The organism is Cutibacterium nasicola, assembly GCF_052654715.2.
On the sequence record NZ_CP199745.2, the window covers coordinates 549,959 to 564,777 of the forward strand.

A 14,819-nucleotide genomic window follows, 5' to 3' on the forward strand; every position below is an offset into this window, starting at 1 on the left:
CAAGACGTCAACGAACAGGTGGCCTACCAGGTGAGTGACGAGAAGTACTCTGCGCGGACCGAGCCCGACGAGGGCCGTCGGGCTGACCGCGGCGATGCTCCACGCACTGTGGAGGGGCTCACGGACTGGACGATTCCCGTCATCCCATCGGTGCGGGCCGATCCGGAGGACTGGGCATGGGCGCACGAGCGCCGCACGCCTGCCGTCCCTGACATCACCGCTGACGAGGTCGCCGTCATCCTGCTCGTCCACCAAGCGGCTGACTGGTTGCCGCGAACTCTCAACGCCCTGCGTCGCAGCGACGAGAGGGCCGCCGTCCAGATCGCGGTTGACCTGGGTTCCACCGACGGGTCCACGAAGATGCTCGAAGAGGCTGTCGGGGAGGGGCTGCTGGAGGAGTTCGTGACGGCCAGCGCTGACACCACGCCTGGCCAAGGCATCAACCTGGCCCTTGATCGTCTTCCTGACGACGTCACCCACATGTGGATCTTGCATGACGACGTCGAGGTACGTCGGGACTCGTTGAGTTCGCTGCTTCATGAGGCTTCACGCAAGCCTCACCCTGACGTCCTGTACCCGACCTTGCTCAAGCCGGCTCGTCACAACTACCCCGAGTTCATTGACGAGCAGGGCCAGAGCGTCAGTACTGGAGGTACTCGGGTTCTTCCCGTCGTTGACCGCGGTGACATCGACCAGAAGCAGGCCGATCCCAGCCCGATCCTGGGAGGATCGACGGCTGGCATGTTCGTTCGGCTCGGGGCGTGGCGCCGTCTGGGCGGGTGTGATCCCGCCCTTCCCCTCTTCCGTGACGGCGTCGACTTCGGGTGGCGTGCCAACGAGGCAGGCATGGTGGTGCGCACCGCCCCGACCTGTACCATCCATCACCGTCAGGCCGGTCGAGGGTGGCAACGCGAGTCGAACCTGGCCCCTCGTCCGGACGCCACCGACCGCCTCGCTGGCATGCGCATGGTCGCGGCCCGCACCGGTCATCCGACTCGCACCAGTGCCGCCCTGTTGCTGGCGAGCCTCTGGCGATTCATCGTCCTGCTGGTCGGCAAGGCTCCTTCCCGTGCTGTCGACGAGTGGCGAGCCGGCTGGCAGCTGTGGAAGACCCGTTCACTCACTCGCGAGATGTCGCAGCGGTTGGAGGAGTTCCACGCTCGGTGCGACCCCGACGATCTGGAGAACACCAATCGGCTGCTGCCCAGCCGGCGCAGTGTGTGGGCCCGCGCCGTCGACCGCTACGCCGGGGACCTCTCTGACCGGATGCATCCGTGGCGCAACGATGACACAACGACGATCGACGATCTCACCGGTGACGACTTCACCGCCCGTGACCATCACTTCGTCGTCAACCCGTACACCGTCATGGTCGGGCTCATGGTGCTGTGCGGGCTCATTGCCTGCCGTGGCCTGTATGGGCCGGGTAGTGTGACCTCGACATGGCTGGCTCCGGCCCCGCGCGATCTGTCCGACGCCTGGCACCGCTGGCTCACCGCTGTTCCGGGCGTGACGGGGGCGAATGCCCCGTGGCTTGCCTGGCCGGCCTTCGGGTCGGTCCTGACGATTGGCAAGCCAGAAGTCCTCGTCCGCATCCTGCTCGTCCTGACGCCGCTGTTCACCGCGATGTCCGCGCACCGCCTCTGCCGTCGCGTCATCGGCGTCGGCGTGACGGCGGTGCTTCTGTCCAGCTTCTGGGGACTGCTACCGATCCTCACCGGAGGCCTGGCGCGCGGTTCGGTGACGGCCCTGGTACTGGGAGTCATCCTTCCCCACATGGCATTGCACACCTGGCGCCTGGTGAACCCCGAAACGGTTGACGTCGCCGGACTGCGCGGTGCTGGCGTGGGTAACCGTCGTGTCGGGGGCGTCTCGTCGGCAGGTGGCCTGGCCCTGTGGTCGGCTCTGGCGATCAGCCTGGTCCCTGCGCTGTGGCTCTACCCGCTGGCGGTTGCTGTTGGCATCCTCATGACTCGGCCGCGTCGTCCGCTGCTGTCAGCCATCGTTGCGGTGGGACCGCTCGTGGTCATCTCGCCGTGGATTCCACGGTTGTTCAGTGAGCCCGGACGGATGGTGACTGGGGCCGAGCCGCTGTTGAGCCCTGTCGTCGAGACCCGGGCCGGGTTGTGGTTGTTGGTCGGACGATCCATCGTTCCGGGCGTTGCTCCGACCGCGTTCACCCTGATTGCGATGATCCCGGTGTGGATCGCCGCGTTGTGGGCAGTGTGGCGTCTGGTCATCGACCGGTCTGCCTCCGTCGGATCCCGCACCGGGCATCCGAGGGGCCGGGTGCTGGCCCTCATCCTCGTCTACCTGGTGTGCCTCGTCCTTGCCGGTGTTGGGTCACGCATCCTGGTTGACGTCTGGGGTGTGCAGGTTCATCCGGCCATTGAGCCGTGGCAGCTCATGGGTGTCGGCGTTCTGCTGGTGCTCATCGCAGCAGCATGTCAGTCGGACTCACTCACGCGGGCTGAGGTCGATCATGATCCCGCTGATGAGTCCCCCACCTTGGCAGAGCTTCTCGGCGGTCTCGGTAATCGTTTTCTGCCCTGGGTGATGGCGGTCTCCGTCGCCGCAGGTGGCGCCTGGTGGTTGGTAGGTGGCGCTCGGGGCCCGATGACCATCACTGACGAGATGCGTCCTGCCTATGTCGCTGCGGTGGAAGGCTCGCCGCGCCAGACTCGTACCCTCATGGTGAATGTGCATGGCAGCGATGCCCGCTGGAACCTCGTCGACGCCCAGAACCCGAGCTGGGGAAGTGGCGAGCGTCCCGTCATGTCCTCGGACAGCCGGATTGCCAATCCAGCTGCTGACCTTGCTCTGGCTGTGGCGACCGGTGCTGTCCCCGATGACCTTGCGAGTCGGCTCTCCTCGCTGGGAATTGGCCATCTGTGGCTGCGCGGGGCAGGAGCCGACGTCGTAGCCCAGGTTGGCAACGCGGCTGGTCTGACGGCTGCCAACACGGATCCGACGACGACCGTCTGGACGGTGTATGGGCAGCCGTCCAGGGCTGTCATCAGTGCAGTGGACGCAGACCAGGAGCCAGTCGCCGGAAAGGTCACCACGTCAGGAACCCTCACGATCCTCGAACCCCGTGACGACCGCTGGAAGGTCGAGGTGGGTGGTAGCCAGCTCGAACCGGCGCCCCAACACGGGATCGGGGAGTCTTACCAGGTCGGCTCGGCTCGTGGCGACCTGACCTGGTCGATGCCGACCCAGGGATGGGCCTGCGCAATCGAGTTGGTGGCTCTCGTTGTGTTGATGCTCGCCGCCGGCCCCCAGGCCCCCCAGCGCAGCCGTGCCGTCGCCCCGCGCCGTTCCGTCCGTGCTGGTGGCCGTAAGGCGCGCCGTCACCGTCGCCAGGAGGAGTCATGAGCGACCGTCCGCGCCGCGCCCTTGCCGATGACGAGGAGCCCGAGGACATCTTCGAGGCCGAACCAGTCGAGGCTGGTCGTGCCCGACGAGCTGTGGATGCTGAGGATGTCGGTGACCAGCCGGCGGTTCGCCGCCCTGCCCGAGCCATGGATCCTGACGATGTCGCCACTGCCGATGAGGATGACCTTGACAGGCACGACGACCCGTCGACAGCATCAGCAGCTGACAGGCCGACCACAGACGACAAGATGGGGCAGCACTGGAGGGGGCCGGTCTGGGCAGTGACCCTGGCCGTGGTGGCCGTGGCGCTCTCATTGTTGTCGACAGCGATTCCGCAGTCCCAACGCACGGCGCCGACGGCTCAGCTCGTCTCGTCCGGGCGCACCCTCGTGTGCCCGCCCTCCCAGGGGAAGGCCAGCCTCGCCGCTGGCTCCATGGGCGGCAGTCTGCAGGTCGGTACGTCCGCGGACAAGTTGTCCGAGAGCTCGGTTCCTGCTGTGACGAAGATCGACAACTCGGCTGGATTCGTTCGTTCCACGGCAGGGCAGCGTGCTCCGACGGGATCGGCCCTGGCCACCGAGAATGGCATGACGGCCTGGGTTCCTTGCGTGGGAGCGGCCACTGGTGGCGCGGTGAGCCTCACCAATCCGTCTGCCTCGGACCTCGTGGTCGTCAACGCGGACACGCGGACGGCGACTGTCGACGTCACCTTGTTGGGTCCCAAGGGAGAAATCGACACCGCCGGCATGCGTGGCATCCGGGTGTCGCCCGGGCAGACCAAGGTGCTGCCGCTGTCGGTGTGGGACAACGACACCGCCCCTGTCACCGCGCTGATCGACTCGAGGGAAGGACGAGTCGTCGTCGGAGCCCGTACCTGGGCTGCCAAGGGTCGCGAGACGATCGTGATGGCGCCCGCAGCCAAGACCGTCTACGTGCCAGCGGTCCCGGCGAAGGTACCCACGGCAACCCTCGTCGTCTCCAACCCCGGCACGACCCGGCTGAGCGTGTCCGTGACGGCACTGGCGGGACACGGATCGTTCATCCCTGACGGTGCTGACGAGATTGACATCGATCCGCGCTCGACGATTCAGGTCGATCTGTCGAAGGCGTTGGCAGGAGAGGCCGTCGGCCTCACGCTGTCGGCCCACGATCCACTGGTGGCCAGGTTGTTCGTGCAGGGAAAGCACGGTACCACCGACTTCGCCCTCGTCGGACCCGGCTCGCCCAGCGAGGTGCTCGAACAGACCCTCGGCGCCGGCGGCACCCTCCAGCTGTCGAATCCCAGTCAGGAAGCCGTGACGTTCACAGGAACCCTGACAACTGACGGCGGGAAGAAGACCACTGTCAACGGGACGGTTCCGGCCGGTTCCACGTGGTCAGGGAAGGTTCCAGCCGCAGGCCACCTGCACATCGCCGGGTCGGCCCCACTCGTCGGTGGTGTGGTGTCTGACAGCGGTCTGGCCGTCGTGCCCTTGGATGCCGTCGCCACCTCAACGAACGGACGCCGCGTCGACGTCGATCCACAGTTGCGCTGACAACCGATGGCCTCAGTTGTCGATACTGGGGTCGATCTTCTCCACCGGAAGGCCGGTCAGGGCTGACAACTGCTCGACCAAGGTGCGATGCACGAGGATGGCCAGGCCACTGCGGCTGGCGGTTCTCAGCTCGAGGGGTCGCCGATAGATGACGACCCGAGCAGAGGAGTCATCGCTGCCTTCGACTGCCGACGACAGTGGAACCCGTCCCTCGGTCCAGTCCGGCATGGTGGGAACGTCCTCCGCCCCTACGACGACGTTGTCGAGGATCCCAGGGCACGACCACTGCACCTGGTGGATGGCTTCGGCCAGGCATGCCGTGAAGAATTCAGCGTTGGTGGGGTCAATGCGGTCGATACGCCCACCATGGGCGCGCGGCAGGACGACTGGCCCGCGCTGGCCACGGCCATGACGGTTTCGACGCTTGGACATGGGACCACTGTATTGCGGATGCGCCGGTACCCGCGTGGCATCACGGGGAAAACAGGGCCGTGGCGTACCGTGCCCTGAGTGAGAGAGTGCATTCGACCCGGATGTTCCCGACCAGCAGTTGCGACGCTGACCTACGTGTATGCCGAGCGCACCGCGGTCCTCGGCCCCTTGGGACCCGGCCGTGAACCCGGCGCCTACGACATGTGTGCTGGGCACGCCGAAGTCCTCTCAGCCCCAGTGGGGTGGGAAGTCATCAGGCTCCCGGGCATCGACGATTCCGCCCCGACGCCTGCGGTGGACGACCTCATGGCCCTAGCTGCGGCGGTGCGCGAGGTGGGAATGCTGGAAGACGAGGTCCTCCCCGAGCCAGATCCGGCCTCGGTTCATGTTCTGGGCCGTCGTGGCCACCTGTCGGTGATCACGGACGCCAGCCACGACGTCTCAAGCCATTAGGATGACGGTTATGCCTGATCTACCGCTGGCCACTGAGGCACTCGACCTCTCACCGGCTTTCCTGGAGGTGGCGGCCTGCCCGGCATGCCACTCCCGGTTCGCGCTTGACTTCGACAGTGGGGAGCTCGTCTGTTCCTCACCGTCCTGTGGGCTGGCCTTCCTGGTGCGCGACGGTGTTCCCGATCTTCGCCTGGACGCCGCCCGCCAGCGCGGGGTGACGAGGACCGCTGACGCTCAGGACACCGAGGCCTTCGAACCTACTCGCCGTCATGAGATGAGACCTCAGTGACCTTCGACGACTCACGTCTCGACGCGCCGCTCGACCCTCTGACGGAGGGGGTTCTGCGACACCTGGCGAGCTCCGGTGCACGTATCCGTCGCGACGCGGCCGACCTCGACGAGGTGCGTCGAACCGTCGGTGAATGGGGACAACCCAGGGGAGTCCTCGTCGTCGGTCCGGAAGCCCGTCTGGTGCGCTCAGTTCTGGAACCGGTGTGTCCGGTGCCCCTCGTTGCATGGCCTTTCCGACGTCTACCGGCATGGGTGGGCCCGCTGGACCTCGTGGTCGTCCTCGATGCTGACCGACGATGCGCGGCCCAGGTGGCGGAGGCGCGGCGTCGCGGTAGCGCCATCATCCTCGCCTCCACCGAGAACACCGAGTCCTGGCATGTCGCCGGTAACCATGACACCGCCCGCATAAGGATGGCATCCGAGGACTCCATGTCAGCCGCAGTTGCTGCGCTGGCAGTGCTGGGTGATCTGGGGCTCGGCCCTGCCGTCGATCCGGGCCAGGTTGCTCGCGTGGCGGACATGGTGGCCGAATTGGCCTCACCGCATCGCGACCTGGCGGTCAACCAGGCCAAGGACCTGGCCTGTGCCCTCGCTGACGCCGACCCCCTGACCTGGGGCGGATCGGTACTGGCTGCCCGAGCTTCTCGTCGCCTGGCCGAGTTGATGCGTCGGGCAACGGGCCGAATCGCGCTGTCGGCTGACGCCGCCGCCCTGCGCCCCATCATTGAATCCGCTCCCAGACGAGATCCGTTTGCCGATCCCGATGTCGATGGCGAATCGCGTCGACCGGTCCTTGTCGTCATGGATGACGCCGAGGCCGAGCACGAGGCCGTTCGTCGAGAGTTGGAGCAGCTTTGTGGCGTCCACGACGTGACGGTGCGCAGCGTCACTCTGCCGCTGGGTATTGATGAGAGGTCCTCCTCGATGGACCGCTACGTTGCCCTCTTGCTGCAGGGAAGTTTCGCTGCCGTCTACCTGTCCCTTGGACTGAACCGTCTGGAAAAGATTCATGAGTCAGTCTTGCGTGGTTGACATGTCGGACGAGGCAGAGAAGCCGAGGAAGGAGGGCGAGGGTCGCAAGGCGATCGTCGCCGCTGCCTCTGCCAACCTCGCGATTGCGGCGACGAAGGCCCTGGCATGGGCGCTGTCGGGCGCGTCCTCGATGCTTGCGGAGGCCATTCACTCGGTGGCCGACACCACCAACCAGGTCGTCCTCATGGTCGGAGGCAAGGCCTCGCACAAGAAGGCCGACGAGGACCATCCCTTCGGCTACGAGCGGGCCCGTTACCTGTCCGGCTTCATCGTTGCCGTGGTCATCTTCAGCGTCGGTGGACTGTTCGCCCTGGGCTCGTCGTACCAGAAGATCCGCGACACCCTCGCCGGCAAGCCTGACGAGCTGCTCGACTCCCAGTGGTGGTGGGTACCGCTGGTCGTGACGGTCATCTCGGCATGTGCCGAGGGAGCCAGCCTGCACACCGCTCTCAAGGAGAGCAAGCCATATCGCGAAGGCATGACGATCCTGCAATACATCCGCAAGACCAAGGCCCCGGAGTTGCCAGTGGTCATGATGGAGGACTCGGCTGCCGTTCTCGGTCTGCTTTTCGCCTTCCTCGGTGTCGGTCTCACCGTCCTGACGCACAATCCGATCTTCGACGGCATCGGATCGGCCTGTATTGGCGTCCTGCTGGTTGCCGTCGCAGCCATTCTCTCCCGAGAGATGAAGTCCTTGTTGGAGGGGGAGTCAGCGACTCCGGAGTCGCGCAAGGCCATCCACGACGCGCTCGTGAGCACTGACGGCGTCGACTCGGTCATCTACATGAAGACGGTTCATCTGGGTCCCGACACCATCCTGCTGGCTGCCAAGATCGCCGTCGACCCGGGCGACTCCGCAATCGAGGTGGCACGCATCATCGACAATGCGGAAGTGGCCGTCCGTGTTGCGGAACCGCTTGTCGGCCCGCTCTTCCTCGAACCTGACATCCGGTATGGTGATCGTCGCATCAAGGAAGACGAGAAGCGTCCGGAGGATCAGGTATGAGCAAGCCAGTCCTGGTGCTCAACGGCCCGAACTTGGGACGACTGGGCCGTCGCGAACCACAGATCTATGGGATGACGACCCACGATGACCTGACGGCTCGGCTGATCGAGTACGGTCGCGAGTTCGGGCTCGACGTCGAGGTGCGTCAGACCGACTCCGAGGAGCGGATGATCGGGTGGATACATCAAGCTGCTGACGATCGGATCCCGGTCGTCATCAATCCGGCTGCCTGGAGCCACTACAACATCGCGATTGCTGATGCCTTGGCCCAGGTGGAGGCACCCTGCATCGAGGTGCACATCTCCAACATCGCCACCCGGGAGGAGTTTCGTCACCACAGTGTGGTCTCGGCGCACGTCACCGGGACGATTGCCGGCCTCGGCTTGAAGGGTTACGAGTTGGCCCTCGCCTGGTTGGCGGCGTCCTGACGCCGACGCGCGCTGCTCCGAAGTGACGGAAACGGCGGGACGCCGGGTCGGGTGACTCAGCGCGTCATCGACTCGAAGATGTCCTTGCACTCCGGGCAGACGGGGAACTTGTCCGGATTGCGGGAGGGAATCCACACCTTGCCGCACAGGGCGACGACAGGGGTGCCGTTGACCATGGCGTCGGTGAGCTTGGCCTTCGGAACGTAGTGGGAGAAGCGTTCGGCGTCACCGTCATCGAAGGATGGGCGAGCCTTCTCCTCGACCGCCGTGCTGGAACCTGGTGCCACCTGTGTGCTCATGGTGGACCAGTGTACGTGGCCGGCAACATACCTGACCACGGATGACGGCGAGTCCAGCTGCCAGCGGACGTGATTAGCATCATGGGCCCATCGTGGGAGAATGGACCGGTGACGAATGCGACTCCTCCCCCCATGGGCTGGTATCCCGACCCTGCCGGAAGTGAGCAGGAGCGGTATTGGGACGGCGAACGCTGGACCCGCAATCTGCGAAACCCGCCCGAACCCGAACCGCGTCATGCCACCGGTCATGTGCCTGAGACACTGGCCCCGGTCTCGCGGGTGCCGTCGTCCCCGCGCCAGATGACGACTGCGCCGCGCAACGCAGACGTGGCGGCGCCGCGCAACAAGTGGGGCACCACCGCTGACGGTGTGCCCTTGGCCGGGTGGTGGTGGCGGGCTTTGTCGACCGTCATCGATTTCGTCCTGGTGTGGACCGTTGTCGGCATCACCATGCACGAGAAGATCGCCAGCATCATGGCGAGTTACCAGGCGTTCCTCAACGAATCGATGCGCAAGATCAGCGCAGGGGCGAGCCCATCGGATGTCATCACCACCCAGTCGCTGAGCGATGCAGGGTTCGTCAATGACATGACGAGTCTTGTGGGTGCCGTCATCATTGCCCAGGCGATCTACCAGTTCATCATGCTGGCGACCTGCGCTGGGTCGGTTGGTCAGCTCGTCTGCGGGCTGCGCGTGGTGATCATCAACCAGGGTAAGGACCATCGCCGACTGGTGTGGTGGCGTGCCCTTGTCCGTGCCACGGCCTGGGCCTTCGTGGAGGTTGGTAACCAGGTCCTCGTGTTGTTGACCCCGTTCAGTTATCTCATGCCGCTGTGGCAGCGATCCCGCCAGACCATCCACGACGCCATTGCAGGTACCCAGGTGGTTCGTCCGGTCCGCCAGCTCGACGCCGAGTAGATGCCGAGTAGATTTCGTCCAGACGGGGCGACGACGTCGTCCCCACAACCCGTCCGCATCGATCCCGCCCCGACGTTGGAGGGCACCGAAAGGCCGTCATGTCCTTGACAGATCCCCACCTGACGACCCTGGCCGACCATTTCGGCATCGCTCGTGACTATCACGACTGGAAGGGTCAGTACACCGAGGTTGAGGAGGCGACCGTCATCGCCGTCCTTGCCGGGCTCGGGATCGATGCGTCGACCCCGGAACTGGCCGAGCAGGCGTGCCGAGAGGTCGCCAACCACACCTGGCGTCGTGTCCTGCCCGGAATCGTCATGCTGCGCGAGGGCCAGGAGGGACGTGTTGATGTCCACGTCAATGCCGGGGAGTGGGTCGAGGTCCACATCATCTGTGAGGACGGTCACCGTCGCGAGTGCTGGCAGGTCGACAACTGGAACTCAGATCGCCAGGTCGAGGAACGCTGGATCGGCGAAGCCACCTTCGGCATCCCGGCTGACCTTCCGCTGGGTTACCACACCATCGTCGCGACGTCGGCTGATCATCGCACCACGTCGACCCTGGTGGTGTCCCCGAACTGGCTCGGCCTGCCGAGATCGATGGGCTCGTCCCGGGTCTGGGGACACGCGGTGCAGCTGTACTCGACACGGTCCCATGGCTCATGGGGAATGGGTGATCTCTCCGACCTGGCCGACCTGTCGACCTGGGCGGCGACCCAGGGCGCGGATTACGTGCTCGTTAATCCATTGCATGCCAGCCAGGTCGTCTCGCCGATCGAGCCCTCACCGTACCTACCCTGCAGCCGACTCTTCCTCAATCCGCTGTATGTGCGCCCTGAGACCATTCCTGAGTTCGCAGATCTCGACTCCTCCGAGCGTTCCAAGGCTCGGTTCGCCCAGGCTCGCGCAGCTGCGGTCACTGAGACGATCGACCGTGACTCCTCCTGGATGGCCAAGATGCCGGTTCTCGAGGCCATCCACGCCCTTGGTCTGGCAGGGTCGCGAAAGCTGTCCTACCAGGCCTTCCGCAGGTTGCGCGGCACCCGTCTGGTCGATCTGGCCACCTGGTGTGCGCTGACTGAGGTGTACGGCAATGACTGGCATGACTGGCCGGAGGAGTTCCAGCGCCCCAGCAATCGCGCCGTCTCGGAGTTCGTGCGCGCACATGAGGACCGCGTCGACTTCTTCATGTGGCTGCAGTGGATCGCTGATCAGCAACTTTCGGCCGCCCAGTCGGCCGGGCGCGATGCCGGGATGTCCCTGGGCCTCATCTGTGACATGGCCGTCGGCGTGTCCGGAACCGGTGCTGATGCGTGGATGCTCGGGGACCTCTTTGCTGACGGTGTCTGCGTCGGTTCCCCGCCTGACGCCTTCAACCAGGCCGGCCAGGAATGGGGTCAGCCGCCGATGCGCCCGGACATGCTGGCCGACATGGCCTACCAGCCGTTCCGGGACATGGTGAGGGCTGCCCTGCGTCACGCCGGAGGTATTCGTATCGACCACATCCTCGGCCTGTTCCGGCTGTGGTGGGTTCCCGCCGGTCTCGGCCCGCGCATGGGTACCTACATCCGGTACGACCACGAGGCCATGGTCGGCATCCTGGCTTTGGAGGCCTGTCGTGCCGGCGCGCTCGTCGTGGGTGAGGACTTGGGCACCGTCGAGCCGTGGGTGCGTACGTACCTGCGTGAGCGCGGGATCATGGGCACCTCGGTGCTGTGGTTCGAAAACGGCGAGGACGGTCACCCGCTGGCACCTGAGCAGTGGCGTGAGTACGCCATGGGTTCCGTGACGACCCATGACCTGCCTCCGACGACCGGCTATCTGGCTGGTGACCACGTCGAGGTGCGCAATGAACTCGGACTGCTCACCGAATCCTTGGAGCATGAGCGGGCCGAGGCAGCCCGTCAGACGCACACCTGGATCGGTATCCTGCAGGCGCGAGGCGTGCTGGAGGGCGGCGATCCGTCCGAGGAGGCGGTCGTGCTGGCCATGCACCGCATGCTCACCCAGACACCGTCGAAGGTCCTCAACGTCACCCTCACCGACGCCGTGGGGGACCGACGGACCCAGAACCTGCCCGGTACGACCAACGAGTACCCGAACTGGCGAGTGCCGCTCAGCCATCCGGACGGCTCACCGATGTGGCTCGAGGAGATCTTCACTGATGAGAGGGCCGCGCGACTGTCTGCGGTCATGAACGAGAAGTGATCGGCCGACGTTGGCCGTAGAACATACCAAACCGGGGTCCGACGCCTGATGGCATCGGACCCCGAATGTGTGGTCACGGGTCAACGACCCGTGTCAGTCGCTCAGTCGGCAACGGCCTTCTTGAGGGTGCTGGAGGCCGAGATCTTGACGGCCTTGTGAGCGGGGATGGTCATGGACTCGCCGGTGCGGGGGTTGCGGCCATTGCGGGCGGGGCGCTCAACGGCCTCGGCAGTGAACAGACCGGGAAGCTGCACCTTCTCTCCCCTGGCCAGGGCGCTGGTGATGACGTCGGTGAGAGCCTTGACGGCCTCGTTGGTCTGGGTCTCGGTGAGCGAGGCCTGCTTGGCAACGGCCTTGATGAGCTCGGACTTGGTCATGGGGTCTCCTCAGATGGACTGTGTTCGGTTATCGGCTTCATGCCGTTTCCCTCACCAAGGACATTAGCGGGTGTGGGGTCTCAGTCAAGCCCGAACGTGCGTCAACAGTGCGTTTGGTGCTCGTTTGTGACCATTGTTGACCGATTTGTCACATGCCGAGTGGTCAGGACGGCAGGTCGTGTCGCACTGTGGATCGGTCACGAGAGCGAAGCGCCGAGGACGGTGTCGGCGCCGTCGTCGCCCTGTCTCACCATGATGGTCGGAATGGCCTGGTCACCGCGGGATATACGTCGTCCGGAGATCGGCAGCTCGGCAATCGCGGCCTGGTGGCGCTTGCGTGCCGACTCGAGGGGCTCACGGCCCACGACCTCACCGTCGACGATGAGGGGAACGATGAGGTTACGGTCGTCAGCGTCGGCCGTGGGCTGTCGGCCCACCCCGACGACCTCGGCGGTGGCTGTTCCACCTGAACCGATGCGTCGCACCGCGTATTTGCGTCCGCCCACGGTGTTTTTGTGGGAGGACTTCTTGGCCACCGGCAACAGCTCGGCGTCCGGGTCGTTCGAGGTTGCGCGGGCGACCAGCTTGTAGACGAAGGAGCAGGTCGGCGCTCCCGAGCCTGTCACGAGGGAGGTTCCGACTCCGAAGCCATCGACGGGAGCGCCACGCAAGGCGGCAATTTGCCACTCGTCGAGGTCGCTGGTGACGATGACGCGGGTGTTCGTGGCACCGAGGTCATCGAGCAGGTCGCGGACTTGCCGGGCGACGATGGACAGGTCGCCGGAGTCGATACGGACTGCGCCGAGGCGTCCCTGGGTGAGGCGGATGGCCGTCCGCACGGCGTTGTCGATGTCATAGGTGTCCACCAGCAGGGTGGTCTTCTCCCCATAGGCGGCGAGCTGGGCACGGAAGGCATCCTCCTCGGTGTCGTGGAGGAGGGTGAAGGCGTGGGCAGCGGTGCCGGAGGTGGGGACGCCGTAGCGGATGCCGGCAGCGAGGTTCGATGTCGGACCGAACCCGGCGATCCAGGCAGCGCGAGCAGCGGCGACAGCGGATTCCTCATGGGTACGACGAGAGCCCATCTCGATGATGGAGCGGCCCTCGGCCATCATGACCATGCGGGAGGCTGCTGAAGCGATTGCGGAATCATGATTGTAGGTGCTCAGCAACAAGGTCTCGAGGACGCACGCCTCGGCAAAGGTGCCCTCGACAGTGAGGAGGGGTGATCCCGGGAAGTAAAGATCGCCCTCAGCGTAACCATGGATGGATCCGGTGAAACGGTAGTTCGACAGCCACTCAGCCATGTGCGGGCCGACGACCCCGGTCTTCTCCAGGAAGGAGACCTCCTCGTCGGTGAAATGAAAGCCCTCCACCGCATCGAGGACACGTCCAGTGCCGGCGACAACGCCGTAACGGCGGCCTTCGGGGAGACGACGTGGGAACAACTCGAAGACGCAGCGGCGGTCGGCGGTTCCTGACGCCATGGCAGCCTCGATCATGGTCAGCTCGTAATGGTCGGTGAACAGTGCGGTCGACATGGGCCACAGTTTAGGGGGATGGGGCGTCCCCGTTGGCGGGGTTCAGGTGCCCCCGGTGGTGACAGAATGGGCACATGTCTGCAACCACCGTGGAACCCATGGCACGGACCGACCGTCTCACCGATGAGGAATCGACGTGGACGACCGTCGTCTGGGACGACCCGGTGAATCTCATGGACTACGTGACGATGGTGTTCATGAGGTATTTCGGCTACCCGCGCGAGAAAGCCGTGCAGCTCATGATCCAGGTCCACAACCAGGGCCGGGCGACGGTGGCCGAGGGGTCCAAGGAGGAGATGGAGATCGCGGCGCACGCCATGCATGGCTACGGATTGCAGGCCTCGGTCGAAAAGGGCGGGCAGGAATGAGGATTGAGGGTACCCGGAATCAGTGGGTCTGGTACCTGGAGCGCCGCGAGACCATCGGCATCGAGATCGCCCTGGGGCACTACGTCGAGGCCTTGTCGCGGTTGCGCACCACCACCGCTCGTGACAGTTCGGGGGCAGACCCGTTCGCCTTCTGGGAGAGCCAGTTTTGCGGCCCTCAGGAGGACGACGAGGTGCGTCGCGCCATCCTGCCGAGCGCCTACCGCGACGACGACGCTGCCGACGCTCAGTTCCATGCCAGTCATGACGCCGAGGAGGTCGCCGCGCGCTGTGAGGATGCCGAGGCCTTGCGAACTGATCTGGAGGCATTGCACCGAACTGGCCGTGTCCCCATGAATCCGGTGACGACTCAGCGGTGGCTTCGTACCGTCAATGCGCTGCGGGGAATGATGGCGGCCAGGTTGGGTGTCACTGACCAGATCACCGCTGACGAGGTCGCCCGGGTCGCCCAGGAGGAGCTGGAGGCCGAGGAGGAGTGTGTCTACGAGTGGCTCGGTTTTGTCGTCGAGGTGCTCGTCGAGGTGGAGTTGTCGGAGTAGGGC

General features: G+C 65.3%; 15 protein-coding genes. 11 read left to right on the top strand and 4 right to left on the bottom strand.

What is annotated here, in order from left to right:
* Window positions 1-30: 30 nt before the first annotated feature.
* Together ACUCCZ_RS02530 and ACUCCZ_RS02535 are read left to right on the top strand one after the other, a co-directional pair.
* A complete protein-coding gene (locus tag ACUCCZ_RS02530; RefSeq protein ID WP_435917968.1) occupies window positions 31-3,375 on the top strand; it encodes a glycosyltransferase in 3,345 nt (1,114 codons plus the stop codon).
* Window positions 3,372-4,910 carry a DUF5719 family protein gene (locus tag ACUCCZ_RS02535; RefSeq protein WP_435917753.1) on the top strand — a complete coding sequence of 513 codons (1,539 nt, stop codon included), beginning with the start codon at window positions 3,372-3,374 and terminating at the stop codon, window positions 4,908-4,910. Before ACUCCZ_RS02530 ends, ACUCCZ_RS02535 begins: the two co-directional genes overlap by 4 nt.
* 12 nt (window positions 4,911-4,922) lie before the next feature.
* Here ACUCCZ_RS02535 and ACUCCZ_RS02540 read toward each other — a convergent pair whose 3' ends face one another.
* The gene (locus ACUCCZ_RS02540) at window positions 4,923-5,342 is read right to left on the bottom strand and encodes a metallopeptidase family protein (RefSeq protein WP_435917752.1); all 420 of its coding nucleotides are present in this window, start codon (window positions 5,340-5,342) and stop codon (window positions 4,923-4,925) included.
* A 78-nt stretch (window positions 5,343-5,420) separates the two neighbouring features.
* On the opposite strand from ACUCCZ_RS02540, the gene ACUCCZ_RS02545 reads away from it, so the two are divergent.
* Genes ACUCCZ_RS02545 through aroQ form a run of 5 tightly spaced genes read left to right on the top strand, consistent with a single transcriptional unit; the run spans window position 5,421 to window position 8,552 of the window.
* Entirely contained in the window at window positions 5,421-5,795 is a 375-nt protein-coding gene (locus tag ACUCCZ_RS02545; protein WP_435917751.1) for a DUF3499 domain-containing protein, read from the top strand.
* Window positions 5,796-5,805: 10 nt separating this feature from the next.
* On the top strand, window positions 5,806-6,084 hold the full coding sequence (locus ACUCCZ_RS02550; RefSeq protein ID WP_435917750.1) for a Trm112 family protein: 279 nt from the start codon (window positions 5,806-5,808) through the stop codon (window positions 6,082-6,084).
* On the top strand, window positions 6,081-7,118 hold the full coding sequence (locus ACUCCZ_RS02555; RefSeq protein WP_435917749.1) for a phosphoheptose isomerase: 1,038 nt from the start codon (window positions 6,081-6,083) through the stop codon (window positions 7,116-7,118). The genes ACUCCZ_RS02550 and ACUCCZ_RS02555 overlap by 4 nt, the downstream gene beginning before the upstream one ends.
* A gap of 1 nt (window position 7,119) precedes the next feature.
* Window positions 7,120-8,124, top strand: a complete 1,005-nt coding sequence (locus ACUCCZ_RS02560; protein WP_435917748.1) for a cation diffusion facilitator family transporter — start codon at window positions 7,120-7,122, stop codon at window positions 8,122-8,124.
* Entirely contained in the window at window positions 8,121-8,552 is a 432-nt protein-coding gene (aroQ, locus tag ACUCCZ_RS02565) for a type II 3-dehydroquinate dehydratase (RefSeq protein WP_435917747.1), read from the top strand. The genes ACUCCZ_RS02560 and aroQ overlap by 4 nt, the downstream gene beginning before the upstream one ends.
* Before the next feature lie 56 nt (window positions 8,553-8,608).
* Here aroQ and ACUCCZ_RS02570 read toward each other — a convergent pair whose 3' ends face one another.
* Window positions 8,609-8,851, bottom strand: coding sequence for a DUF3039 domain-containing protein (locus ACUCCZ_RS02570; protein ID WP_435917746.1), 243 nt, complete (start codon window positions 8,849-8,851; stop codon window positions 8,609-8,611).
* 108 nt (window positions 8,852-8,959) lie between these two features.
* Here ACUCCZ_RS02570 and ACUCCZ_RS02575 point away from each other — a divergent pair, with 108 nt between their 5' ends.
* On the top strand, window positions 8,960-9,769 hold the full coding sequence (locus ACUCCZ_RS02575) for an RDD family protein (protein ID WP_435917745.1): 810 nt from the start codon (window positions 8,960-8,962) through the stop codon (window positions 9,767-9,769).
* 98 nt (window positions 9,770-9,867) lie between these two features.
* Window positions 9,868-11,976, top strand: a complete 2,109-nt coding sequence (gene malQ / locus ACUCCZ_RS02580) for a 4-alpha-glucanotransferase (RefSeq protein WP_435917744.1) — start codon at window positions 9,868-9,870, stop codon at window positions 11,974-11,976.
* Window positions 11,977-12,077: 101 nt separating this feature from the next.
* Here the strand turns inward: malQ and ACUCCZ_RS02585 are convergent, their stop codons facing one another.
* On the bottom strand, window positions 12,078-12,353 hold the full coding sequence (locus ACUCCZ_RS02585) for an HU family DNA-binding protein (protein WP_435917743.1): 276 nt from the start codon (window positions 12,351-12,353) through the stop codon (window positions 12,078-12,080).
* Window positions 12,354-12,550: 197 nt separating this feature from the next.
* Window positions 12,551-13,891: a nicotinate phosphoribosyltransferase gene (locus ACUCCZ_RS02590; protein ID WP_435917742.1), complete on the bottom strand. Its 1,341-nt coding sequence runs from the start codon at window positions 13,889-13,891 to the stop codon at window positions 12,551-12,553.
* Window positions 13,892-13,965: 74 nt separating this feature from the next.
* On the opposite strand from ACUCCZ_RS02590, the gene clpS reads away from it, so the two are divergent.
* Window positions 13,966-14,259 (top strand): ATP-dependent Clp protease adapter ClpS, encoded by a 294-nt coding sequence (gene clpS / locus ACUCCZ_RS02595; RefSeq protein WP_036975426.1) that lies wholly within the window; start codon window positions 13,966-13,968, stop codon window positions 14,257-14,259.
* Complete coding sequence (locus ACUCCZ_RS02600; RefSeq protein WP_016665926.1) at window positions 14,256-14,816, top strand: DUF2017 family protein; 561 nt, start codon at window positions 14,256-14,258, stop codon at window positions 14,814-14,816. The genes clpS and ACUCCZ_RS02600 overlap by 4 nt, the downstream gene beginning before the upstream one ends.
* Window positions 14,817-14,819 lie beyond the last annotated feature (3 nt).

Coding starts and splice junctions, on each gene's coding strand:
- malQ (WP_435917744.1), top strand. CDS start 9,868: ATGTCCTTGACAGATCCCCACCTGACGACCCTGGCCGACCATTTCGGC.
- ACUCCZ_RS02535 (WP_435917753.1), top strand. CDS start 3,372: ATGAGCGACCGTCCGCGCCGCGCCCTTGCCGATGACGAGGAGCCCGAG.
- ACUCCZ_RS02590 (WP_435917742.1), bottom strand. CDS start 13,891: ATGTCGACCGCACTGTTCACCGACCATTACGAGCTGACCATGATCGAG.
- ACUCCZ_RS02560 (WP_435917748.1), top strand. CDS start 7,120: ATGTCGGACGAGGCAGAGAAGCCGAGGAAGGAGGGCGAGGGTCGCAAG.
- aroQ (WP_435917747.1), top strand. CDS start 8,121: ATGAGCAAGCCAGTCCTGGTGCTCAACGGCCCGAACTTGGGACGACTG.
- ACUCCZ_RS02600 (WP_016665926.1), top strand. CDS start 14,256: ATGAGGATTGAGGGTACCCGGAATCAGTGGGTCTGGTACCTGGAGCGC.
- ACUCCZ_RS02550 (WP_435917750.1), top strand. CDS start 5,806: ATGCCTGATCTACCGCTGGCCACTGAGGCACTCGACCTCTCACCGGCT.
- ACUCCZ_RS02585 (WP_435917743.1), bottom strand. CDS start 12,353: ATGACCAAGTCCGAGCTCATCAAGGCCGTTGCCAAGCAGGCCTCGCTC.
- ACUCCZ_RS02540 (WP_435917752.1), bottom strand. CDS start 5,342: ATGTCCAAGCGTCGAAACCGTCATGGCCGTGGCCAGCGCGGGCCAGTC.
- clpS (WP_036975426.1), top strand. CDS start 13,966: ATGTCTGCAACCACCGTGGAACCCATGGCACGGACCGACCGTCTCACC.
- ACUCCZ_RS02570 (WP_435917746.1), bottom strand. CDS start 8,851: ATGAGCACACAGGTGGCACCAGGTTCCAGCACGGCGGTCGAGGAGAAG.